Origin of the sequence: Stenotrophomonas sp. Iso1, assembly GCF_027497995.1 — a bacterium.
Lineage (GTDB): Bacteria > Pseudomonadota > Gammaproteobacteria > Xanthomonadales > Xanthomonadaceae > Stenotrophomonas.
On the sequence record NZ_JAODBT010000001.1, the window covers coordinates 107,152 to 130,835 of the forward strand.

Genomic DNA, 23,684 nt, shown 5'->3' on the forward strand with positions numbered 1-23,684 from the left:
ACGCGCACTTCTGTAATGCACCGGCCACTTCCACAAGCAGGCAAGCTCGCCGTTGGGTTGGCGTTCGCACTGTGGGGAAGTCCCTTACTGGTTGCACCGGCGTTCGCACAGAGTGCCGATTCCAAAGACGCCGTCAGCCTGGATGCCGTGATGGTGACCGGCTCGCGCTTGATGCGCACCGACCTGGATGCCCCCAGCCCGACCACCATGGTCACCCGCGAGGATATCCAGGCCTCCGGCAGTGCCACCATCGAATCTGTACTCAACGAGTTCCCGCAGCTGGCTGCCGGCAATACCTCCAGCGTCAACAACGGGGGTGGCTCGGGTGTGTTGACCGCCAACCTGCGCGGGCTCGGTGCCAACCGCACGCTGACGCTAGTCAATGGTCGCCGCTTCATGCCGGCCAACTCCGACGGCGTGGTGGACCTTGCCACCATCCCCGACGCGCTCATCGAGAACGTGGAAATCGTCACCGGCGGCGCGTCAGCCGTGTATGGCTCCGACGCCATTGCCGGTGCCGTCAACTTCATCATGCGCCGCAACTTCAGCGGCATCGAAGCGGCGTACACCCACGGGCAGACCTCGGAAGGCGATGGGGCCTTCGACAAGTACGACATCACCCTGGGCGGTAACTTTGCCGATGACCGCGGCAATGCGGTGATCTCGATCAGCCGTACCGATCGCGATCCGGTGCTGCAGGGCGCGCGTGATTTTTCCAAGGTGCCGCTGGATACAGTGGACGGCAAGCTGGTGCCCGGTGGTTCGGGCTCCATTCCCGGGACGCGTATTGGGTTGAGTGGCAGCCAGCTCGGCTCGCTGGTGGGTGTGAACCTCAACGCCGGTGGCGACTGCAGTGCCATGACGGGCATCCGCTTCGGTGACAACGGCACACCACTGCCGTACTGCAACCCGCAGGATGCCTACAACTACGCGGACTTGAATTACCTGCAACGCCCGCTGGAGCGCACCCAGGTGACGGCGCTGGCCAACTACAAGGTCAACGATGCCGTCGAAGCGTATGCCGAGGTGTACTACTCCGATTCGGCCAACCGCTATCAGCAGGCACCGGATTCGTTCACGCCGGTAACGCCGGGTGCGGGTTCCTCGACGTTGCTGGTTCCCAACTTCGCCAACAATCCGGTGCTGCTGCCGGCCGTGCGGCAGTTCTTTGCCGACAACGCACACATCTTTGACCCGGATGGTGATGGCACGGCCAGCATCATTGGTGCCGGTCGTCGTGCTGACGAACTTGGCCCGCGCTATTACACGTATGACCGCACCAGTCGCAATCTGGTCGGTGGCCTGCGCGGCGATTTTGAGATGGGAGGGGACCACTGGTGGCGTTGGGATGCCTTCGTGCAGGAACAGCACACCCGCACCGATACCACCCAGAACAACATGATCAACCAGGCGCGGTTGGCGCAGGCGCTCAATGCCACTGTGGATGGCGCCGGCAACCTGGTCTGCGTCAATCAGGCCAGTGGCTGCGTGCCGGCCAGTATCTTCGGCCTGGGTTCGATCAGCGCCGGTTCGGCGGCGTTCCTCACGCCGCAGCGTGCGCATACCGAAACCTTTGATCGCACGGTGGTGGGGGCAAGCCTGAGCGGTTCGTTGTTCGACCTGCCGGCCGGTTCAGTGGCAATGGCCTTCGGTGCCGAATACCGCAAGGACGAGTACGCCTTCCAGCCCAGCCCGATGGATGTGGCCGGCGAGTACGGTGCGGTGTCGCAGACGCCGATGTCTGGCGAGTACAGCGTGCGTGAACTGTTCACCGAATTCCGGGTGCCGCTGCTCAGTGGTGCGCGTTTTGCAGAGAGCCTGGCCATCGAAGGTGCGGCGCGCTATTCGGATTACTCGACCATTGGTGGCGTCAACACCTGGAAGATCGGCCTGGAATGGGCGCCGACAGATTGGATGCGTTTCCGCAGTGCCTACAACGTCGCCATCCGCGCGCCGTCGTTGAACGAGCTGTACTCACCGCAGTCACGCGGCTTTACCGCCGGTGTTGATCCCTGCACCGCATCGGCCAACCCCAGCGCGGCACAGCAGCAGCTGTGCATCCAGCAGGGCGTGCCGGCAGCGGACCTGCCGAACTTCTCGCAGGGCTCGGTCGGCTTTGAACGCACCACCGGCGGCAATCCGAACCTCACCGAGGAGAAGTCCAATACCTTCACCGTCGGTGCGGTGTTCAACATCCCGGCAGTGGAAGGGCTCAACTTCGCGGTGGATTACTTCCAGGTGGAAGTGGAAGACGCGATCACCAGCCTGAGTGCCAACCAGATGCTGGCCGACTGCTTCAGCCAGCTCGATCCCAACTCCACCACCTGCCGCTCCATCATCCGCCTGCCCAATGGCCAGATCGACGATGTGCGCTCCACCCTGCAGAACGTGGGCAAGCTCAAGGCGCGCGGCCTGGACTTCCAGACCGACTACCGCTTCAGCGTGCCGTGGGGCATCGGTGGCAACGACGGCAATGTATCGCTGACCCTGCTCACCAGCTGGTTGTTTGAACGCTCCATGCAGGTGCTCAGCAACCAGCCCGAGCTGGACTGTGCCGGCTACATGGGCGGCGGCTGCGGCGGCGGTACCGGCGCGATCATGATCCCGGACTTCAAGCTCAACCTGACGGCCGGCTACAAGAGTGGGCCGCTGTCAGTACGGGTACAGAGCCGCATGATCGACAGCTTCAACCTGCGCCCGGGCCTGACTGCTGCGGTCAACAAGGCACCGCGCGTGTGGTACTTCGACAGCAACGCGACGTTCGACTTCAACGACCACGTCCAGTTCTTTGCCGGTATCGACAACCTGTTCGACAAGCAGCCGCCGATCCTCGGCACCGGACTTGCCGGTGATGCCAACACCGATGTCGGCGTCTACGACGTGCTCGGCCGGCGTTACAACGCTGGCATCCGCGTGAAGTTCTGACCGGCGGGTACCGCGTCGCATCCACGGCGCGGTACCACTGCCATCACATACCAAACAGCGCTTCCCGCAGCAGGGCTTCGGGAAGCGCTTCGCGCGGCAACGCGCAGGAGGGGACGGTGCGACTCAGGAAACGTTGGTTGTTGGGCATGCTCGGCGTGATGGTGTGCCAGGCGTCATGGGTGCAGGCGGGGCCCAGTGCACGTGATATTCCGCAGCGGGACGTGGGCGAGGGCCCGTTTGCACGCTTGGTGATCCGCAACGTGGACATCATCGACGGCACCGGTGCGCCCATCCAGGGTCCGTATGACGTGGTGATCCAGAAAGACCGGGTCACTGAAATCCGTTCCATCGGTGCGCCGGGCGGTATTGATCCCAGCAAACGCGCGGCGGCAGGTGATCGGGAAATCGACGGCACCGGCTTCACACTGCTGCCGGGGTTCGTTGACACGCACGTGCACCTGCACGGCGACAACGACAGCCAGGGCGTGCCGCCGGAATACATTCTCAAGCTGTGGCTCGCCCACGGCGTGACCACCGCGCGCGAACTGGGCAGCGGCAAACCGATTGAGTGGTTGGCGGACGTGAAGCGGCGCAGCGAGGCCAACGAAATCGTCTCGCCACGGCTGGACATCTACCCGTTCTTCAACGCGATACAGCCCGGCATCAACACCCCGGCATTGGCGCGCGATGCGGTGCGCAACGCCCGCAAGCGGGGCGCCGATGGCATCAAGTTCATCGGCGCTATCCCGGAGGACGTGCTGTTTGCCGCACTGGATGAAGCCGAGAAGATCGGCATGCGCACCACCATGCACCACTCGCAGCAGATGGTGGCCTACGCCAACGTGCTCAAGACCGCTGCTCACGGATTGGATTCGATGGAGCATTGGTACGGCCTGCCGGAGGCAATGTTCACCGATCGTCGCCTGCAGCAGTGGCCGGTGGCATTCAACAACACCGACGAGCAGTGGCGCTTCGCCGAGGCTGGCAGGCTGTGGCAGCAGACCGCCGAGCCGGACAGCGAGCGGTGGAATGCGGTGATGGATGAACTGCTGGAGCGCGACTTCGCACTCAGCCCCACCTTCGTTGCCTACCTGGCCAGCCGCGACCTGATGCGCATGACCAACGCCAGCTGGCACGACGCCTACACCTTGCCGGCGCTGTGGGATTTCTATCGCCCCAGCCGCCATCACCACGGCTCCTATTGGTTCGACTGGACGCTGGAACATGAGGTGGATTGGCGCAACAACTATCGGCTGTGGATGCGCTTCGTCAACGACTACAAGAACCGTGGCGGGCTGGTCGGCGTGGGCAGTGACAGCGGCTACATCTACAACCTGTATGGCTTCGGCTATGTGCAGGAAATGGAGCTGCTGCGCGAGGCCGGCTTCAGTTCGCTGGAAGTGCTGCATGCAGCAACCGGTGTTGGCGCGAAGATACTGGGTCACGAAGACGTTGCCGGCAACGTGCGGGTCGGGCGCAAGGCCGACCTGGTACTGGTGCGTGGCAATCCGGTCGCCAACCTGAAGTTGCTGTACGGCACCGGCACCATCCTGCTGGATGACAAGACCGACCGCGTGCATCGCGTGGGCGGTGTTGATTTCACCATCAAGGACGGCATCGTCTACGACGCCGGCAAGCTGCGCGAAGACGTGCGACGCATGGTCAGCCAGGCCAAGGTGGCTGCCGGTTTACCGGACGCACCCATGAAGGTGGAACACGATGACTAAGGCGGGTATCGGTGCGGTTGCACGCGACAAACGCAGCGTGCTGAACGTCGACCGGCGCCGCTTTCTGGCCTGGAGTGCGATGGCCGCTGCTGCGGGGATGGTTGGCTTTCCTGAAACCGTGGCCGCACTTTCGCCCTCGCTGCCACGGCAGTCACTCGGCAGCCAAGTGCGACTGTCGCCGTCGGTGTTCCACGATTCGGTGGAGACGACGCACCGTTACCTGATGCGATTGTCCGCTGACCGGCTGCTGCATAACTTTCGCGAGCAGAGTGGCTTGGCAGCGAAGGCCGAGGTCTATGGCGGATGGGAATCAGACACCATCGCCGGGCACACGCTGGGCCATTATCTGAGTGCCCTGTCGTTGATGTACGCAGGCAGCGACAAGGAAGACTGCAAGGCACGCGCCGACTATATCGTCAGCGAGTTGCGCGCCTGCCAGCAGTCCGGCGGTGACGGCTATGTGGCTGGCTTCACCCGCAAACGTGCCGACGGCACGGTGGAAGGCGGTCGTGTGGTGCTGGACGAAGTGTCGCGCGGCGACATCCGTGCCCTGCCGTTCGATCTCAACGGCAGCTGGGCACCGTTCTATACGTGGCACAAGTTGCTGGCAGGCCTGCTGGACGCACACCGCTGTTGCGGAAATGCCGATGCACTGAAGGTGTTGGAAGGCATCGCTAACTACATTGAAGGCAAGCTGGCGCCACTGAATCACACACAGATGCAACAGCTGCTCGACTGCGAATTCGGCGGCATGCAGGAGTCGCTGGCCGAACTGGGTGCACGCACCGGCAATACGCGCTGGCTGCAACTGGCCGCGCGCTTTTCGCATGAAAAGGTGGTTGAGCCACTGGCATCCGGCAAGGATGAGCTCAATCGCCTGCATGCCAATACGCAGATCCCCAAACTGTTGGGTGTTGCCCGCCAGTTCGAGCTGCAGGCGCGCAAGTCCGATGCCGCCGCCGCGTTGTTCTTCTGGCAGCGGGTGAGCGGTCACCACAGCTATGCCATTGGCGGCAACGCTGACCGCGAGTACTTCCAGTCGCCGGATACGATCTCGCGCTATCTCACCGAGCAGACCTGCGAGCACTGCAACACGCTGAACATGATCCGGCTGTCGCGCTACCTGTATCGCTGGTCGGGCGATGCGCGTTACTACGACTACATCGAACGCGCGCAGTACAACCACGTGCTGTCGCAACAGCATCCCGATGGCGGTCGCTTCACCTACATGACGCCGATGCTCAGTGGCGAGGCACGCAACTATTCCGAGCCGGAAGGCGAGTTCTGGTGCTGTGTTGGCACCGGCATGGAAAGCCACGCCAGCTTCAGCGATGACATCTTCTGGCGGGACGGCAGCGATATCACCGTCAACCTTTACATTCCCGCCATGTTTGCGGATACGCAGCGCGGTATCGGCTTGCAGTTGGAAACGCAGCTTCCGCAGAGTGGGCAGGTGCGACTGACCGTCACCAGTAATCGCGATGCTTCATTGCAACGGCTGCGCTTGCGAATGCCGCCGTGGGCCGGCAGGGCCAGCGTGCTGCGCAACGGCACGCCGCAGACATTGCATGCCAGTGAGGGTTATCTGGAATTTCCCGGGCCTTGGCAGGCGGGCGACCAGCTGCAGCTGGAGTTCGCGATGGCGTTGCAGGTGGAGCCATGCGCGGATGACGCAACGGTGGTGGCACTGCGTCGCGGCCCCTGTGTGCTGGCGGCCGATCTCGGCCCTGCCGATCAACCTTGGGACGGTAGGGAGCCGTGGATCGCGGCCGATGATATGGCGTCGGCATTTGCCGCCGCGCGCAATGACGGTACCTTTCTGGCAACTTTGCCATCGCATCCTCAGGGGCTGCGCTTTGCCCCGTTCCACGGCCTGCATGATCGCCGTCATGCGGTGTATTTCCGACATCTGGACCCCGCGGCACTGGCGCGCCGTGACAGTGAACGTGCAGCCGAGGCGTCAACCGAAGCGCGGTTGGCCGAACGCCAGATCGATCACCTGCAGCTCGGTGACGAGGCCGACGAAACGGCACATCGTTTGGCGACGGCGGGCAACTCGTATGCCTTGGCGTATCGACGCCAGAAGGGGCGCGACGTGCGCACCGGCGGGCGGATGATGTTCACCCTGCAGGGCAAGCGCCCGGCGACGGTCCTGCGCCTGCGTTACTGGGGCGAGGAGCATCGCCGCCGCTTTGCGGTTGCGGTCAATGGCGTGGTGCTGGCCAATGAAATACTGGACGGCGGCCGTGGCGATCGTTTCGTCGACGTGGACTATCAACTGCCTGCATCGCTGCAGGTACCGGTTGAAGGGGGCTGGCAGGTCCGCATCGAACCGGAAGCCGGCTACTCGGCCGGCCCGGTGTTCGGGGCGTGGCTGCTGTCTTGAATCCGCTGTTGTAGGGGCGACTTCAGTCGCGAAGCTGACGACGGCTCCAACTGGAACGTATCTGCAATTGCATTACGTCGACAGTGATGGCTCCATCAGCCTCGCGGCCGAGGCCGCTCCTACATGCCTGCGGTGGGCAAGCCGCCAGCCGCAGCAAATCACCCCGGTATCACCCGCGCCGCCGGATCATCCCGCAGCGCCACCAGCTCCGCATACAGCTGCTCGGGAATACGTACGCCATCTACCAGGCTCCTGGCTCTGGCTTCATAGCGACGCTGCGAGGGCAGACGCGCGCCACTGGGCACGAAAGCATCCAACAACGTTTCTGCACGCGTCATATGCGACGCGGGATCACCGCTGATGAAGCGCGACGGATCCAACGCCAGCACCAGTTCACCGTGATACGGCGAGCCGCCCGCACCGGCATCGTGGCGCAGTGATTCCAGGCTGGTGAGGTCACCGATCAATGGGCCGGCAATCAGTTCGATCATCGTCGACAGCGCCGAGCCCTTGTGACCACCGAAGGTCAGCATCGCGCCGCCTTCCACCACGGCCTGCGGACTGGTGGTGGCGTTGCCGTCAGCGTCGATGGCCCAGCCTTCGGGAATCGACTCACCGGCACGGCGCCGCAGCTCGATTTCGCCGCGTGCCACCGCACTGGTGGCGAAGTCGAATACATACGGCGGTTTGTCGTGGCGCGGCCAACCGAACGCGAACGGGTTGGTTCCCAACAGCGGTTCGCGTCCGCCGGCGGGCGCGACCCACGCATGGCTGGGGTTGCAGGCCATGCCCACCAGCCCTGCATCCGTCAGTCGTTCAATCTCCGGCCAGAGTGCGGAAAAGTGCACGCAGTGATTGATCGCCATCGCGGCGATACCGTTGCGATGCGCTTTTTCGATCAGATGTGGCAACCCGGCTTCGAACGCCAGCAGCGAGTAACCCCCACGCGCGTCAACGCGCACGATGGCCGGCGCTTGGTCATGCACACTGGGTACGGCAGTGCCATCCACCTTGCCGGTCTTGAGCGAATGCGCACATACCAGGGTGCGGTATAGGCCATGCGAGGTGCAGCCATCGCGTTCGCCGGCGACGATGGTGTCGGTCAGCGTCCGCACATGGCCGTCGGAGAATCCGGCGTTGGCGAGAATGGTGGCAACCAGCGTGCGCGCGTCGGCCAGTGACAGTTGAATCATCGGATGCGGCTCCCTGCAGGATCAAAGAAGCGCGCATTCACCGGGCGTCAGGTGCCACGCATCGGCAGAAGCGCGCGGATCGATGGTGTCATGCAGCGCGGCAACTGGCTGCGTTGGAAACCACGTGGAACGTGCTGATAAAAGTCGAATGGCGAAAGTGGCCCTCATCCGTCCTTCGCGCACCGGCATTCGGCACACCATACGCCTCACTTCCCGGGCGGCTTCGCCGTGCAACTCGGCAATCCTGGCGAGTTGTCGTCCCGCAGGCAGGAGAGGGGAGAGTGCAACGCACTGCTCTTGCTGCCCCCTCTTCCGCAGGCGGGAGAAGGGAGAGTGCAACGTACTGCTCTTGCTGACCCTCTCCGGCAGGCGGGAGAAGGGAGAGTGCAGCGTACTGCTCTTGCTGTCCCTCTCCCACAGGCGGGAGAAGGGAGAGTGCAACGCACTGCTCTTGCTGTCCCTCTCCGGCAGGCGGGAGAAGGGAGAGTGCAGCGTACTGCTCTTGCTGTCCCCTCTCCCGCAGGCGGGAGAGGGGTAGGGGTGAGGGCGGCTCTCAAGCTTCTAACGCTTTACCGCTTCAACAAAGCAACAATGCTCTCCGCCGCATCTCGCCCTTCCGCCACTGCGGTCACCACCAGGTCCGCACCACGCACCGCGTCACCGCCGGCAAACAGCTTGGCGTTGTGCGTCTGATACGGCAGCCGGCCCGCACCGCCGGCAACGATGCGTCCGTTGCTGGTGGCTTCCACACCCTGCGATGCCAACCAATCCGGCAACGTCGGCGAGAAGCCAAACGCAATGATCACCACGTCTGCTTCCAGCAGCGATTCACTGCCTTCAATGGCCACTGCATTGCGGCGACCGTTGGCATCCGGCTCGCTGAGCTGTGTCTCCACCACGGTCACTCCAATGACTTCGTCATCGGCACCGGCTTCAATTGCCTGCGGCAGACGGTTGAACAGGAAGCGCACGCCTTCTTCGCGGGCGTTGGCCACTTCGCGCGCCGAACCGGGCATGTTGGCTTCGTCGCGACGGTAGGCGCAGGTCACGCGCGCGGCACCCAGCCGGATCGCGCTGCGCACGCAATCCATGCCGGTGTCGCCACCGCCCAGCACCACCACGCGCTTGCCGTTGAGGTCGGGCAGGGCGATCTGATCTTCCCAGCCGGCAATCGGCCGGCCATGGGGATCATTGCCGCCGACGATGCGGCTGTTCTGCACCAGGAACGGCAACGCGGGCAGCACGCCTTTCAAGTCCTGCCCGATCAGGCCGCCGTCGGTATAGCGGTACGCGCCGGTGCCCAGGAACACCGCGTCGTAATCGGCCTGCAGTTGTTCGATGGTGATGTCGCGGCCGATTTCCACGCCCAGGCGGAATTCCACCCCCATGCCTTCGAGGATCTCGCGGCGGCGGTCGATCACACTCTTGTCCAGCTTGAAACTGGGAATACCAAACTGCAGCAGGCCGCCGATCAATTCGTAACGGTCAAACACCACCGCTTGAATACCGGCCCGCGCCAGGCGATCGGCGCAGGCCAGGCCAGCGGGACCGGCGCCGACGATCGCCACGCGTTGACCGGTGCTCTGTACCGCGTGCAGGTCCGGCTTCCAGCCGGTGGCCAGCGCCGTATCGACGATGTACTTCTCCACCGCACCAATGGTGACCGCGCCGAATTCCTCCAGCGTGCAGCTGCCTTCGCACAGACGGTCCTGCGGGCACACACGGCCGCACACTTCCGGTAGCGGATTGGTGGAGTGGCACAACGTGGCCGCTTCGTGGATGCGGTCTTCCTGCACCAGCTGCAGCCATTGCGGAATGGCGTTGTGCACCGGGCACTTCCAGCTGCAGTAAGGGTTGCCGCAATCCAGGCAGCGGCCGGCCTGGTACTGCGCGTCGGCCTTGTCGAATTTCCCGTAAAGCTCGCCCCAATCGCCGGACGTGCGCAGTTCCACCGGAATGCGCTGCGGCATGGTGCGGGGGAGGTCGAGGAACTGGAAGGCTTGCTTGCGGCTCATGGTGGGGAACTCGTGATGTCTGGGAAGGAGCCCTTCCCCCGCAGGCGGGAGAAGGTGCCCCGTAGGGGCGGATGAGGGGCCTTGCTTTCAACGTGCCCTCACCCCAACCCCTCTCCCGCTTGCGGGAGAGGGGCTCCTGGCTTCATGCAGCGTTACGCAGCGTGGCAGCCAGCGATTCGATGCTGGCGGCCTTGGGTTTGACCAGCCAGAACTTGCCGACGTAATCGCGGAACTCATCCAGGATCTGCTGCGCCCAGATGCTGCCGGTCAATTCACGATGACGGCTGATCAAGGTGTGCAGATGCTGGCGGTGGTTCTCGAAACCCTCGGCGGAAATGCGATGGATGTCGATCAACTCGTGGTTGTAGCGGTCCACGAAATCGCGGTCGATATCCAGCACGTAGGCCAGTCCACCGGTAAAGCCGGCGCCAAAGTTCAGGCCGACCTTGCCGAGCACCGCGACGATGCCGTCGGTCATGTACTCGCAGCAGTGGTCGCCGGCACCTTCAATCACCGCCAGCGCGCCGGAGTTGCGCACGCCGAAACGTTCGCCGGCACGGCCTGCGGCAAACAACTCACCGCCGGTAGCGCCATACAAACAGGTGTTGCCGATGATGGCGGTGTCGCGTGCCTCGAAGCGTGCACCACGCGGCGGACGCACCACCAACCGGCCACCTGCCATACCCTTGCCGACGTAGTCGTTGGCTTCGCCTTCCACTTCCAGGTTCAGGCCATCGACGTTGAACGCGCCCAGGCTCTGCCCGGCAGTGCCGCGGAAGCGCAGGTTCAACGGGGCATCGATCATGCCGTGGTTGCCATGCGCGCGAGCGATGGTGCCAGACAGGCGCGTGCCGATTGAGCGGTCGGTGTTGTGGATCAGGAAGCGGTGATCGCCGCCACGCTTGTTGGTAATGGCGTCGGCCAACAGGTCGTCCATCTGCGTGGCCAGGCTGTCCGGTGATTGATACAGACGTTGCGCGGCGCAGTGTGGGCCGTCATAGCGGGCCGGTGCCAGCAACCGCGACAGATCCACCTTGACGCCTTCGCGTGGCGACACGTCCAGTTGCTCCAGCAGGTCGGTGCGGCCCACGATTTCATCCAGCGAACGCACCCCCAGGTACGACAACCATTCGCGTACCTCTTCGGCCAGCAGCTTGAAGAAGTTTTCCACGCGCTCCGGCAGGCCGGTGAAATAGCCTTCGCGCAGGCGCTCATCCTGGGTGGCCACACCGGTGGCACAGTTGTTGAGGTGGCAGATGCGCAGGTACTTGCAGCCCAGCACAATCATCGGGCCAGTACCGAAGCCGAAGCTGTCCGCGCCAAGCAGCGCCGCCTTGATCACATCCAGACCGGTCTTCAGGCCACCGTCGGTCTGCAGCAGGGTGCGGCCACGCAGATCGTTGCCAATCAACGCCTGGTGCGATTCGGCCACGCCCAGTTCCCACGGCACGCCGGCATAGCGGATCGAGCTGATCGGCGACGCACCGGTGCCGCCGTCATGACCGGACACGGTGATCAGGTCGGCGCCGGCCTTCACCACGCCCGCAGCAATCGTGCCCACGCCCGCATGCGACACCAGCTTCACTGACACCAGCGCGTCCGGATTGACCTGCTTGAGGTCGTAGATCAGCTGCGCGAGGTCTTCGATGGAATAGATATCGTGGTGCGGCGGCGGCGAGATCAAACCGATGCCCGGCTTTGCATACCGCAGGCGCGCGATCAGCTCGTTGACCTTGTGGCCGGGCAGCTGGCCGCCTTCGCCGGGCTTGGCGCCCTGCGCGACCTTGATCTGCAGCACTTCGGCATTGACCAGGTATTCGGCGGTGACACCAAAACGGCCCGATGCCACCTGCTTGATCTTGGAGCGCTTCTCCGTGCCATAACGCACCGGGTCTTCGCCGCCTTCACCGGAGTTGGAGCGGCCGCCGAGCCGGTTCATCGCGATGGCCAAGGCTTCATGCGCTTCCGGCGACAAGGCACCGAGCGAAATGGCGGCCGTGTCGAAACGCTTGAACAACGCTTCGGCAGGTTCCACTTCCTCCAACGGCGTTGGCGTGGCGGCCGGCCTGAGTTGCAGCAGGTCGCGCAGCGCCGAGGTCGGGCGCGAATGCACTGCGTCCATGTACTTGCGCCAGTCCTCGGCCTTGCCAGTGCGCGAGGCGCGCTGCAGCGTCAGCACCACATCCGGGTTGTACATGTGATATTCGCCGCCGTGCACGTACTTGAGCAGGCCGCCGACTTCGGCCGGTGCCAATTCGTTCCACGCACGCACGGTGAGTTCCTGCGCCTCGGTATCCAGCCGCGCCAGATTGACGCCGCCGATACGCGCGGTCGCATCCGGGAAGCACAGCTGCACCACGTCCGGGTCCAGGCCGATGATCTCGAACAACTGCGCGCCGCGGTAACTGGCCACGGTGCAGATGCCCATCTTGGAGATGATCTTGCTCAGGCCCTTGTAAATGCCCTTGCGGTAGCTGCGGCCGATCTGTGAAACCTCACCGCCCTTCTTCAACTGCAGGATGCCGCGGCGGCCCATGTCGAACAGCGTCTGGTAGGCCAGGTACGGATACACCGCGGTGGCGCCGAAGCCGAGCAGGCAAGCCATGTGGTGCGCATCGCGCGCGGTGCCGGTTTCAACGATCAGATTGACGTCGCAGCGCAGGCCCACTTTTGACAGGTGGTGATGCACCGCGCTGGTGGCCAGCAACGCATGCACCATCGGCCGTTCCGGCACCGGATAGCGGTCGGACAGCAGCAGCATCACCACGCCGTCGCGCGCGGCCTGCTCGCACTGCGCGCAGATGCGTTCAATGCCGGCCTTGATGCCTTCTTCGATGCTGTAGGACAGATCGACCAGGCGATTGCGGTCGACGTACTGCTCCATCTTCAACAGCTGCCGCAGCTTGCGCTGGCTGAGCACCGGCGAGTTGAGGATGACGTGGTTCACCGTCTCCGGGCCGGCGTGGAAGATGTTGGTCTCCTTGCCGAGCTGGGTGCTCAGTGACATCGCGCATTCTTCGCGCAACGGATCAATCGGCGGGTTGGTGACCTGCGCAAATGCCTGGCGGAAGTAGTCGTACAGCGGCCGTGTGTTGCGGCTGAGCACTGCGATGGGCGTGTCGTCGCCCATCGAACCGGTGGCCTCCTGGCCAATTTCGGCCAGCGGCCGCAGCACCTGCTCCACTTCCTCGGACGTGAGCTGGAACAGCTTGTGGTAGCTGCGCAGGGTCGGCTCGTCGAACGGCTCTTCGGCCAGTGACGGGTCGATCAATTCGGTCTGCAGGTAGGTCACGCCCTGGTGCAGCCACTGCTTGTACGGGGCACGTGCGCGATTGATGCGGTCGATGGCATCTGAATCGAGCAGGTCGCCGCGCTTGAGGTCGATGGCCATCATCTGGCCTGGGCCCAGCTTGCCCTTGCGCACCACGCGCTCGGCCGGTACTTCCCACACGCCGGCTTCGGAGGCGACCAGGAAATGGCGGTCGGAGGTCAGCATCCAGCGGGCGGGACGCAGGCCGTTGCGGTCCAGCGTGCAGGCCGCATAGCGGCCATCGCAGGCGACGATGCCGGCCGGGCCATCCCACGGCTCGGTGTTCAAACCGTAAAACTCGTAGAACGCGGCGAGGTCGGCGTCCTTGAACTCCAGCGACTGCGTTGCCGGCGGTACCAGGATGCGCAGTGCCTGGATCAACTCCATGCCACCGGCCACCATCAGCTCCAGCATGTTGTCCATGCTTTGCGAATCAGAACCGTGCATCGAGATCACCGGATCAAACTCGGCGATGTCGAACTTCGGCGTCTTCCACACCTTGCTGCGCGCCTGCGCCCAGTGGCGGTTGCCTTCAATGGTGTTGATCTCGCCGTTGTGGGCGAGCAGGCGGAACGGATGTGCCAGCGGCCAGCGCGGCATCGTGTTGGTGGAGAAGCGCTGGTGGAACACCACCACGCTGGACGCCAGTTCATGGCGCTGCAAATCCGGGAAGAACGTACTCAGCTTGTCCGGCAGCACCATGCCCTTGTAGCTGATGGCATCCGGGCTGAGTGTGGTGACGTAGTAATCGGCGATGTCGCGCAGTTGTTGCTCACTGCGACGGCGTGCCAGGAACAACGCCAGTGCGAACTGCTCGGCGCTTTGGCTGGCGTCGGCATCAACGAACACCTGCTCGATCTTCGGCAAGGTGTCGCGGGCCAGTTCGCCGCAGACACTTTCATCGGTGGGCACTTCACGCCAACCGCGCGGCTGGCAGCCGGCGTTGCGCAGCTGGGCATCCAGTTCGTCGCGACATCGTTGTGCGGCGCTGGCATCGTGCGGCAGGAACACCACACCCGCAGCGAAATTGGGGCCGATGCGGATGCCGGCTTCTTCGGCCAGCTGGCGCAGGAACACCGTAGGTTTGCGCAGCAACAGGCCGCAGCCGTCGCCGGTCAAGCCGTCGGCGGCGACACCGCCACGGTGGGTCATGCGCGACAGTGCGGCGATGGCCGTGTCTACCAACAGACGGGACGGCTGGTCATCGAGCTGCGCGACCATGCCGAAACCACAGGCGTCGCGTTCGTCTTGCGGGTCGTAGAGCCCTTGCGGTGTACCGGCGGCCATCTGTGCCTCTTAGCGATGTCAGGTGAGCGGCGACACTCATGCCCGCTCGCCAAACACGCCATGCACACGGGGGTGAGGCGCGCCGTCCTGCATCGTCCGGCTGGGTGGGGAAAGGCCGGTGCGCAACGCCATCACGGCGTGCTTACCAACGCTAGCGCCCTCGCGCTCACCCAATGCACATGGTGTGCTCTACCTGGAGCGCACCCTGAAGTCACCGGATGCGTTCGACTAAATCACAGTTGTTGCAACGCCGCAATACATCGTTGCTTGCGCAACCAAAGCCTTGCAGGGCAAGGCTTTGGTGGTGGCCTGTTCAGCCGCAACGCACGCCGGTGATGACGCCCTTGTCATCGGTTTCAATGTTCAGGCGCTCGCCGATGAACTCCATGGTGACCGGCTGGTTGGGCTTGAGCATGCGGACATCGCTGGCGCCGGAGTCGTCCTTGGCCTGCGCCTGCAGCGCATCGGACCATGCCTGGCCGACGAGGCCCTGCACCTGGCTGGCATCACAGCTGGCCGGCGGTGGCGGTGCGGTGGCGGTGCCCGGATCGGGTGTGGCAGCGGCGGTGGCGGCCTGTTGGGCCTTGTCCAGGGCTTCTTCCTGTTCTTCCGGGGCCGGGCCTGCGCAGGCGCCCAGTGCCAGCACCAGCGAAAGCGCGGCAATCAGGGCGGCGGGGCGGCGAAGGCCGCGCGTCGTCGTCGGGAACTGCATCGGTACTCCAGAATGTGTTGGATGATGCTGCAGCATATCGCCAAGCGGGCCGGGTGCGGCCGTGATCCTGACGGTGCGTGCAGCAACCGTTCGGGACAACGCGCGGCGGTGGCCGGATGAACTGCATGAGCAGGAACCACCGCGATCAATGATCAATGCCCCCGCACGCGGTACGTCATGTGGGCTGCGCTGTGGCGGTGGCAGGTGCGGGCATCACACGGAACGGAGCCGTGTCGATGCAACACGGCGGTGCTGAGTGCTGCGCGTGAGCCATCGTGACAATGGGAATAGTCAGCCGCAGTAGAGTGCCGTGATGTTGTTGGTGCGGCCGACCTCGATGGTAAGGCGACTGCCGCCGGTTGAAGCCGATGCGACCTCGACCGAGTTGGCGTGCCCGTCGGCCTGCTCTTGTCCGCGAATGACGGCGACCTCCAGGCTGTCACTGTCCACACGCGCACGCTCCACGGTTTGCGGCGCGGCGGCCAGTCCCACCGCGCCGCGCACCATGTCCACATGGCATTGGCCGGAGATCACGCCGTCAATCGGCTGCACATCGGTGACATACGCAGAATTGCAGGCCGATAACAGCAGGACGGTGGCAGGCAGTGTGAGCAGACGGTACATGGCGTACTCCGGGGAATGCAGGAACGAGTGCGCAGCATCGCCCGGCCACTGTATGCAGCGGATGAATCCACAGCATGGCAACGTCACTTCATCGTTGTTGTGGCGCCGCACGCCGCACACCGGTGCTCGATCACTGCGAAAGCCAGCAGCACGTGGGTCCCAAGGTCATCGGGTGCGTCGAACAGTTCGGAAGCAACCGTTCCGTTGGCGGATAATTGCGCATTCATCAGCGCAGGATGGACCGATGCCACCGCAGGAAAGCTGTCGTGTTCTCGTATTGGGGGGTTACGGGCATTTCGGTGCGCGCATCGTGCGTGCGTTGTCCACCACACCCGGTATCACGGTCATCGCTGCGGGCCGCAACCCCGCGCATGCGGCGGCCCAATTGCCGGGTGTGGATCTGGCTTCCATCGAACTGTGCCGGTTGAACACTGCCGATCCACTTTTTGCGATCGCGCTGGCGGCGACGCGTGCGCATCTGGTCATCCATACCGCTGGCCCATTTCAGGGCCAGGGTTTCGATGTCGCTCTTGCTTGTCTGCAGGCTGGCATGCATTACATCGACCTCGCTGATGGTCGCGACTTTGTCCGTGATTTTCCCGCGCAGATGGATGCTGCCGCGCGTCTTGCGCAACGCAGTGCGATCACGGGTGCCAGCACGTTGCCGGGGCTTTCCAGTGCCGTGGTGGATGCATTGGCGGCGCAGTTCGACACCCTGCGCGTTATCGACATCGTCATCGCACCGGCACAGGCCACCCCGCTGGGCATGGCCACCGTGCGTGCGGTGTTGTCGTACTGCGGAAAGGGGTTTACGTGCTGGATCGATGGCCGTTGGCAGCGCGTGATCGGTTGGTCCCATCCGCAGCCCGTCAACTTCGCCCGGATCGGCCCGCGCCTGGCTTCCCCGTGCGACGTGCCCGATCACGATCTGTTGGTAGAGCGGTATCCCGGCGTACACACGGTGCGCTTCCGCGCCGCGTTGGAGCTGCCGTTCCTGTCTCGTTGCCTGGCCGCCATCGCCTGGCTGCGGCGCATCGGCCTGCCGTTGCCGATGAAGGCGTTTGCCGGTGTGTTCGCGCGTGCAGGGCGTTGTTTTGACCGTTTCGGCACCGACCTTGGCGGCATGCGCGTCACGCTGCGTGGCCAACGTGGCGGGCAAGAGCACACCGTGCATTGGGACCTCACTGCACCGATGCTGCATGGCCCGGAAATCCCGACCTTCGCTGCAGTGTTGTTGGCGCGTCGGTTGGCGCGCGGCGAACCGCTACCGATAGGCGCCCACGCCTGCGTCGGCCTGATCAGCCTGGCTGAGTTCGAAAGCGAATTCGCGCGCTGGCAGATCGACAGCGCCGTTTCCTGAGGGAGCGCTCCTGCCGTGGAGCGCGGGGCTGTCTGGAAGCCTTCTCGAACCGAGGGCAGAACCCCTGCGGGGCAAGGGCGACACCGCGGCGGGGCGGTTCTGACCAAACCTGAAGCATTCATCGTGAGAGATTGCGGGGTGCCTTCCGGGCTATTGACTACATTTGTAGTCACAACTACGGTGGCGACAAGTGTAGTCACTGGAGTCGGCCATGCGCCGCAAGACCGTCGGGGACCAGGAATTGGCCCTGCTGCAGTACATCGGAGAGAACGAACCCACTAGCGTGGGTGAGGTGGCTGCCCGTTATGGCGAGTCGCGCGGCCTGGCCCGTTCGACCGTGCTGACGATGATGGAGCGCCTGCGCACCAAGGGTTACCTGCAGCGTGCGTCGCACGAAGGCGTTTACCGCTACCAGACCACCGCCGAGCAGCAGGAAGTGGTGAACAGCGCGGTGAGCAGCTTTGTCGAAAAGACCCTGCAGGGCTCAATCTCGCCGTTCGTGACGTGGATGTCGGAGAAAGCCGAGGTCAGCGACAACGAACTGGCAGAACTGGAAGCCCTTGTCGCCAGGCTGCAATCGCAGCGCCGGGAGGACTGAATCATGGCCACGATGCTTGAGTTGTTTGGTGATCGCCTGCTGGCCACCAGTGTGCAGACCATCGCGCTGACCGCCGTGGTGTGGCTGCTGTGCCGCTACGTGCGGCGCCTGCCGGCCAGCACCCAGTGTGGTTTGTGGTGGCTGGTGGCGTTGCAGGCCGTGGTTGGCCTGTTCTGGGGCTCGCCACTGGAACTGCCGCTTCTGCCGGCCGTCGAATCGGTGACCCTGCTGCAGCAGGCCAGCGCTGCCATGCCGCAGGCGCAAGCGGCGCCCATGATCGTGATGAAGCCATTGCCGGTAAACAGCGGCTGGTCGTGGCAACTGGTGTTGATGTCGCTGTGGCTGGCGGGTGTGGGGGTGATGGCGCTGCGCACCGGCTTGGCGTGGCGTGCCAGCCGCACGTTGTTGCGCAATGCGCAGCCGTGCAACGACCACAAACTCAACGCCGCGCTGCAACTGGCATCCGAAGCCCATGGCCTGTCGCGCGCACCGCGCTTGATGCTGAGCACCGGCATCGACTCTCCGCAGTTGATCGGCCCGTGGCGTCCGGTGTTGTTGCTACCGGCCCGTGGCCTGCAACGCATGGGTGATGACGACCTGGACATGGCGTTGACGCACGAGCTGGTGCATCTGCAGCGTCATGACCTGTGGCTGGGTCTGGTGCCTGCGCTTGCCCAGCACCTGTTCTTCTTCAATCCGCTGGTGCACATCGCTGCCCGCGAATACGGCATTGCCCGCGAAGCAGCCGTGGATGCCGCCGTCGTCGCCGGTGACCGACATTGCCGCCAGCACTACGGCCGCCTGCTGTTGCAGCTGGGCGTCTCACCTCGGCCGGGCGCCGGCTTGGCCAGTGCCTCACCCACCTTCCTCAGCCTCAAGCGGAGATTGCTCATGTTGCAGAACACTTCATCATTCCCGCGCATGGCGGCGGGCCTGATTCTGGCAGCCGTGGCACTGGTCGGTGTGATTCCGTTGCGGCTGGTGGCGATGCCGGTCCCGCCGGCGCCACCCGCACCGCCAGCGGCCCCGTCAGCGGTGAAAGCACCCCCGGCCCCGCCCGCACCCGCTGCGAAAAAATCATCGGTGCACATTTATTCCAACGATGGCAGCGACGTGATGCCGGTTCCACCTGCGCCTCCGGCGCCCCCGGCTGCCGTACCACCGGCACCGCCTGCAGCGCCACCTGCGCCGGTCAGCACGCAGGGGGTAATTCACCTGTCCAACGACCACCACCGCAACGCCTATGTGCTGCGGCAGGGCGACAACAACATCATGAACGGCTCCGTCGCTGACCTGCGCTTGGCTCAGCGTTTGGACGATGGCAACGGCGTGTTGTGGCTGCGTCGTGACGGCAAGGACTATGTGGTGCATGACGCTGACACGCTGGCGCGCTTTCAGCAGTTGCACGCCGAAACCATGCGACTGGGTGACCTGCAGGGCAGGCTCGGCGATCAGCAGGGCGAGCTGGGCGAACGCCAGGGCGATATCGGTGCGCGCATGGGAGAGATTGGCGCGCGTATCGGCGAGCTGGCGAGCGAACAGGCGCAACTGGCGCTGAGAGGCGGTGAACGTACCGAGGCGCAGCGCAGGGCCGCCGATGAAGCACGCCGCAAGATCGACCAGGCAAGGCAGGAGATGGACAACCCGGCGATGCGCGCGGAGAGGGAAAGCCTGTCGCGTCAGCAGGCGGCGCTGGGCAAGCAGCAGGCCGAGTTGGGTCGCCAGCAGGCGGCTGCCAGCGTGCGTGCACAGCGTGAAACGGAGCAGTTGATCGAGCGGCTGATCCGCGATGGGGTTGCCAAGCCGGTTCGCAGCTGAGGTTGTTTGCTTGAAGCCCCTTTCCCTTGATGGGCAAGGGGCAAAAGGCGAGAGCAAAAAGAGATACCCGCAACGCCGTTGTCAGTTCTCCGGCAGCAATGCCAACTCGGCGCGCTCATCCGCTTCCGCCTGCACCAGCCGCAGGAACAGCTGCGCCAACGTCACCACGTCCTGATGGTTGTGCTCGCCCACACGGCGCAGGTTGCGCGCACTGCCACCGCGCAGATAACCCAGCCATGCCGCAGGTGCTTCGGAGCCGGGCAGGTCATCTTCGCGGGCAATCTGCAGCAGGTTGCGCTCGATGGTGGCAAGCCGGCAGTTCTCCCAGGTGCCGCGATAGCGGCGGCGCGTGGGATAGAGCAGATCCACGTGGTCGAGCACAGAAATGGGATCGCCACGTCGCGCCAACCGATAGCGGGTTTTAAGCAAAGGCGAGTCGTAGCTGCGGCCGTTGTAACTGGACAGCACCGTGGATGCCGACAGCCAGCCGGAAAACACGGCCAGCATCGCGCTCTCGGCACTCATGGTCGACATCAACAACTGACGCACGCGCAAGCCTTCGCCACGCGCGCTGTCCTGGTACCAATCGGCCGCGCCAATCATGAAGGCACGCGTGCCGGTGCCGCCGGCCAGACCGGTGGTTTCGGTGTCGAAGAACAGCACGTTCTGCGGCTGAACTACGTCATCCGGGCGCTTGCTGAAAGCCAACGACAGTGGCTGCGTTGGAATTGCCTGCGGCAGGAACGCTTCAATCAGATGCAGGCCGGGGGCAATCTCGGTACCGGGTAGGTCGCGATCCACCGGGCCATTGCGCTCAGCGCGCAGCGACGGTGCAACGGCACGATTGCGTGTGGCCAACAAACGCCGCAGGGCATCGCCATCCTGTGCGCGGCGTACCGGTGCCGTTGGCTTGTGCTGGATATCTTCTACCCAGTCGAAGGCAGAATCTTCACGCGCAGCTGGAGTTTCCCGGCGCTGTGGAAGCGGCTTCGGTCGTGAAGCTGACACGGCGTCCGACGCCGGTGAAGAACCGGGCGCAATCACCGCCTTCGCTTCGGTGTTCACTGCCACTGGCATCGCGACTGGGGCAGCCGGAGCGGGTTTTTCCGCATGTCCGGCCTGCTTCCGCAATGCCTTCAGCTTGTCCAGGCTGATGCTCATGGCAGCAGGTCGAGCGCCTCATCCAACGCAACGTCCTGCACCTGCTCGCAATGCTCGGCCGACAACAGCGACAACACCCGCAGTGCCAGCGAGCGCGGCGTGATGCCGTCGCCTTCTTCCTGCGCGGCCAGCACCGGGCCCACACAGGCCGGGCAACCGGCCGTGCAGTCGCAGCGTTCCACCAGCTCCCGCGCGCGCTGTACCAACTCACCCTGACGTTGCCACAACGGTTCGCTCAGGCCCACGCCGCCGGGGAAGTTGTCGTACAGGTAAACGGTGGGGACGAAGCTCTGCATCAGTTCCACGACGGCTTCGCCACCTTCGTTGCCACGCAGCTGGCCACGGCCGGTTTGATCGGCTACCGCAAACCACGCGCCGTCACCATTGCCCACCGCTTTCTGCAGGTCGCGCGCATCGGCCATCACCGCCACCGTGGCGACGATATGCAGCGCATAGGCCGCGCCGAGGAAGCCATCCAGCGCATCCTGTTTCTGCGCGAAGCTGCGCAACAGCGTGGCTTGCGGCAACTGCCACCAGACCGAGGTGCTGTGCAGTTCCTGATCCGGCAGGTTGACCGGGCCATAGCCGATGTTTTCGTGCGTGTAGTAGCGGATCTTTTTGTAGCCGGCCACGCGCCGCACCACATGCACTTCGCCGTGATGCGAATCACCGCGCCCGGCAGCGTTGCCATCGAAGCGGTCCAGAACCTTGAGCTTGGTGTAGTCGATGCTGTCGGTGTAGTAATCCACATGCGTGCGGGTGACGTAGGCCTTGCGGCCTTCCCAGTCCAGCCGCTCCACTTGGTACGGCGTGCTCTGCACCATGTGGATGGCGCCTTCGTACAGGGTGAGCGCGGCGGCGGAGTAATCCACCTCGGCGATGATCTTCTGCTTGCCGTCGCTGCGGTCCACCACCACGAAGTTGCCATCGGCCACCGCGCGCAGGCTCACCGCGTTGGCGGGATAGCTGTCGGCGATCCATTCCCAGCGGTCACCTTCCTGATGGATCACTTCGGTCTCGGCCAGCGCCTGCAGGAACACCAGCGGATCGATCGGGCCGAACGGCTCGCCACTCATGAACGGCAGCTCGAAGGCCGCGCAGCGGATGTGATCGAACAGGATCAACGGCTGGTCCGGCGAAATACGTGCGTGCTCAGGCGTGGCATTGGCGAAAAAATCCGGGTGCCGCACCACGTACTGATCCAGCGGCTGGCTGCTGGCGACCATCACCCCAAGCGCAGCCTGCTGGCGCCGACCGGCGCGACCGAAGCGCTGCCAGGTCGCCGCGACGCTGCCCGGGTAGCCGTTGAGCACCACCACGTCCAGCGCGCCGATATCCACACCCAGCTCCAGTGCCGAGGTGCTGACGATGCCGTCGATGTCACCGGCACGCATTGCCCGTTCCACTTCGCGACGCTCAGTGGGCAGGTAGCCGCCGCGATAGGCGCGGATGCGCGCCGGCTTGCGCGGGTCGTTGTCGAAGATGTCCTTCAGGTACTTGGTCAGCACTTCCACCATCAACCGGCTCTGCGCGAACACCAGCGTCTTCAAGCCGCTCTTGATCGCGATGCGGGCGATGCGGTTGGCCTGCGAACGTGCGGAGGCGCGCAGGCCCAGGTCCGGGTTGATCACCGGCGGGTTCCACAGCAGCACGTGCTTGGGCCCGCTGGGCGCGCCGGATTCGGTGATCGCATGCACCTGTTCTTCCACCAGCGCCTCGGCATGCGCATGCGGGTTGCCGATGGTGGCCGAGCACAGAATGAATTGGGGTTGCACGCCGTAGAACGCGCAGATGCGTTTGAGCCGGCGGATCACGTTGGTGACGTGGCTGCCGAATACGCCGCGATAGGTATGGATTTCGTCGATCACCACATAACGCAGGTTCTCGAAAAACTGCGCCCACTTGGTGTGATGCGGCAGGATCGCTTGATGCAGCATATCCGGGTTGCTGACCACGATATCGCCGTGCAGGCGGATCGCCTGTCGCGCATCGCCGGGGGTGTCGCCATCGAAGGTGAAGGCTTTGACGCCGAGGTCGCCGGCGCGGTTGAGTTCCAGCAGCTCGGCCACCTGGTCCTGCGCCAGCGCCTTGGTCGGGAACAGATACAACGCCTTGGCATTGCCCTGCATCGCCGCACTCACCACGGGCAGCGTGTAGCACAGCGATTTACCCGACGCGGTGGGCGTGACGATGGCGACGTGCTCGCCGCGCTGGGTGGCATCCCACGCTTCGGCCTGGTGCGAATACAGCTGCTCGATGCCACGGGCTTTCAGGGCGGCTTTCAGTGCCTCGGGGACATCGTCGGGGATCGGCGTATAGCGGCCTTCGCGGCCGGGCACGGTGAAGCTGCCGGTGACGCGGTCGCTGTAACGCTTGGCCAGCCGCTTGCCCAGCAGCGAGCCGTCACGCGAAGGCAGGCCGTCGGTGGTTGCCAGCGCCCGTTCGCTGGCTTCGGTGCGGGGAGCGAGGGAGAACGCCATGCACGCAACTGCCGATCAAAGGATGGGCATGGAAGCACACATGGGTCTCAGGTTGTGAGACAGGTTTACGGCTGTTGACTGAACGCAT

General features: G+C 64.3%; 13 protein-coding genes. 6 read left to right on the forward strand and 7 right to left on the reverse strand.

The annotated features are described in order from the left end of the window. Nucleotides 1–15: 15 nt before the first annotated feature. From PAN08_RS00410 to PAN08_RS00420, 3 genes are all read left to right on the forward strand, one after another. The gene (locus PAN08_RS00410; protein ID WP_269789584.1) at nt 16–2,925 is read left to right on the forward strand and encodes a TonB-dependent receptor; all 2,910 of its coding nucleotides are present in this window, start codon (nt 16–18) and stop codon (nt 2,923–2,925) included. A gap of 116 nt (nt 2,926–3,041) precedes the next feature. Beyond that, nucleotides 3,042–4,652 carry an amidohydrolase family protein gene (locus PAN08_RS00415; RefSeq protein ID WP_269789585.1) on the forward strand — a complete coding sequence of 537 codons (1,611 nt, stop codon included), beginning with the start codon at nt 3,042–3,044 and terminating at the stop codon, nt 4,650–4,652. Next, the gene (locus PAN08_RS00420) at nt 4,645–7,038 is read left to right on the forward strand and encodes a beta-L-arabinofuranosidase domain-containing protein (protein ID WP_269789586.1); all 2,394 of its coding nucleotides are present in this window, start codon (nt 4,645–4,647) and stop codon (nt 7,036–7,038) included. The genes PAN08_RS00415 and PAN08_RS00420 overlap by 8 nt, the downstream gene beginning before the upstream one ends. A 158-nt stretch (nt 7,039–7,196) precedes the next feature. On the opposite strand, the gene PAN08_RS00425 is transcribed toward PAN08_RS00420, so the two are convergent. From PAN08_RS00425 to PAN08_RS00445, 5 genes are all read right to left on the reverse strand, one after another. After that, complete coding sequence (locus tag PAN08_RS00425; RefSeq protein WP_269789587.1) at nt 7,197–8,231, reverse strand: Ldh family oxidoreductase; 1,035 nt, start codon at nt 8,229–8,231, stop codon at nt 7,197–7,199. 569 nt (nt 8,232–8,800) lie between these two features. After that, nucleotides 8,801–10,246, reverse strand: a complete 1,446-nt coding sequence (locus tag PAN08_RS00430; RefSeq protein WP_269789588.1) for an FAD-dependent oxidoreductase — start codon at nt 10,244–10,246, stop codon at nt 8,801–8,803. Nucleotides 10,247–10,388: 142 nt separating this feature from the next. Beyond that, nucleotides 10,389–14,843: a glutamate synthase large subunit gene (gene gltB / locus PAN08_RS00435; RefSeq protein ID WP_269789589.1), complete on the reverse strand. Its 4,455-nt coding sequence runs from the start codon at nt 14,841–14,843 to the stop codon at nt 10,389–10,391. A gap of 313 nt (nt 14,844–15,156) precedes the next feature. After that, nucleotides 15,157–15,555: an I78 family peptidase inhibitor gene (locus PAN08_RS00440; protein WP_269789590.1), complete on the reverse strand. Its 399-nt coding sequence runs from the start codon at nt 15,553–15,555 to the stop codon at nt 15,157–15,159. Between the two features lie 291 nt (nt 15,556–15,846). Then, nucleotides 15,847–16,179, reverse strand: coding sequence for a hypothetical protein (locus PAN08_RS00445; RefSeq protein ID WP_269789591.1), 333 nt, complete (start codon nt 16,177–16,179; stop codon nt 15,847–15,849). 244 nt (nt 16,180–16,423) lie between these two features. Between PAN08_RS00445 and PAN08_RS00450 the strand changes: the two genes are divergently transcribed. The 3 genes from PAN08_RS00450 to PAN08_RS00460 all read left to right on the forward strand — a co-directional run bounded on the left by PAN08_RS00450 (nt 16,424) and on the right by PAN08_RS00460 (nt 19,955). Next, nucleotides 16,424–17,539 carry a saccharopine dehydrogenase NADP-binding domain-containing protein gene (locus tag PAN08_RS00450; RefSeq protein WP_269789592.1) on the forward strand — a complete coding sequence of 372 codons (1,116 nt, stop codon included), beginning with the start codon at nt 16,424–16,426 and terminating at the stop codon, nt 17,537–17,539. 211 nt (nt 17,540–17,750) lie between these two features. Beyond that, entirely contained in the window at nt 17,751–18,137 is a 387-nt protein-coding gene (locus PAN08_RS00455; protein WP_269789593.1) for a BlaI/MecI/CopY family transcriptional regulator, read from the forward strand. A gap of 3 nt (nt 18,138–18,140) precedes the next feature. Further along, nucleotides 18,141–19,955 carry a M56 family metallopeptidase gene (locus PAN08_RS00460; RefSeq protein ID WP_269789594.1) on the forward strand — a complete coding sequence of 605 codons (1,815 nt, stop codon included), beginning with the start codon at nt 18,141–18,143 and terminating at the stop codon, nt 19,953–19,955. An 81-nt stretch (nt 19,956–20,036) separates the two neighbouring features. On the opposite strand, the gene PAN08_RS00465 is transcribed toward PAN08_RS00460, so the two are convergent. Next, nucleotides 20,037–21,116 (reverse strand): ribonuclease H-like domain-containing protein, encoded by a 1,080-nt coding sequence (locus PAN08_RS00465; RefSeq protein WP_269789595.1) that lies wholly within the window; start codon nt 21,114–21,116, stop codon nt 20,037–20,039. Then, a complete protein-coding gene (locus PAN08_RS00470) occupies nt 21,113–23,596 on the reverse strand; it encodes a DEAD/DEAH box helicase (protein ID WP_269789596.1) in 2,484 nt (827 codons plus the stop codon). The genes PAN08_RS00465 and PAN08_RS00470 overlap by 4 nt, the downstream gene beginning before the upstream one ends. Nucleotides 23,597–23,684 lie beyond the last annotated feature (88 nt).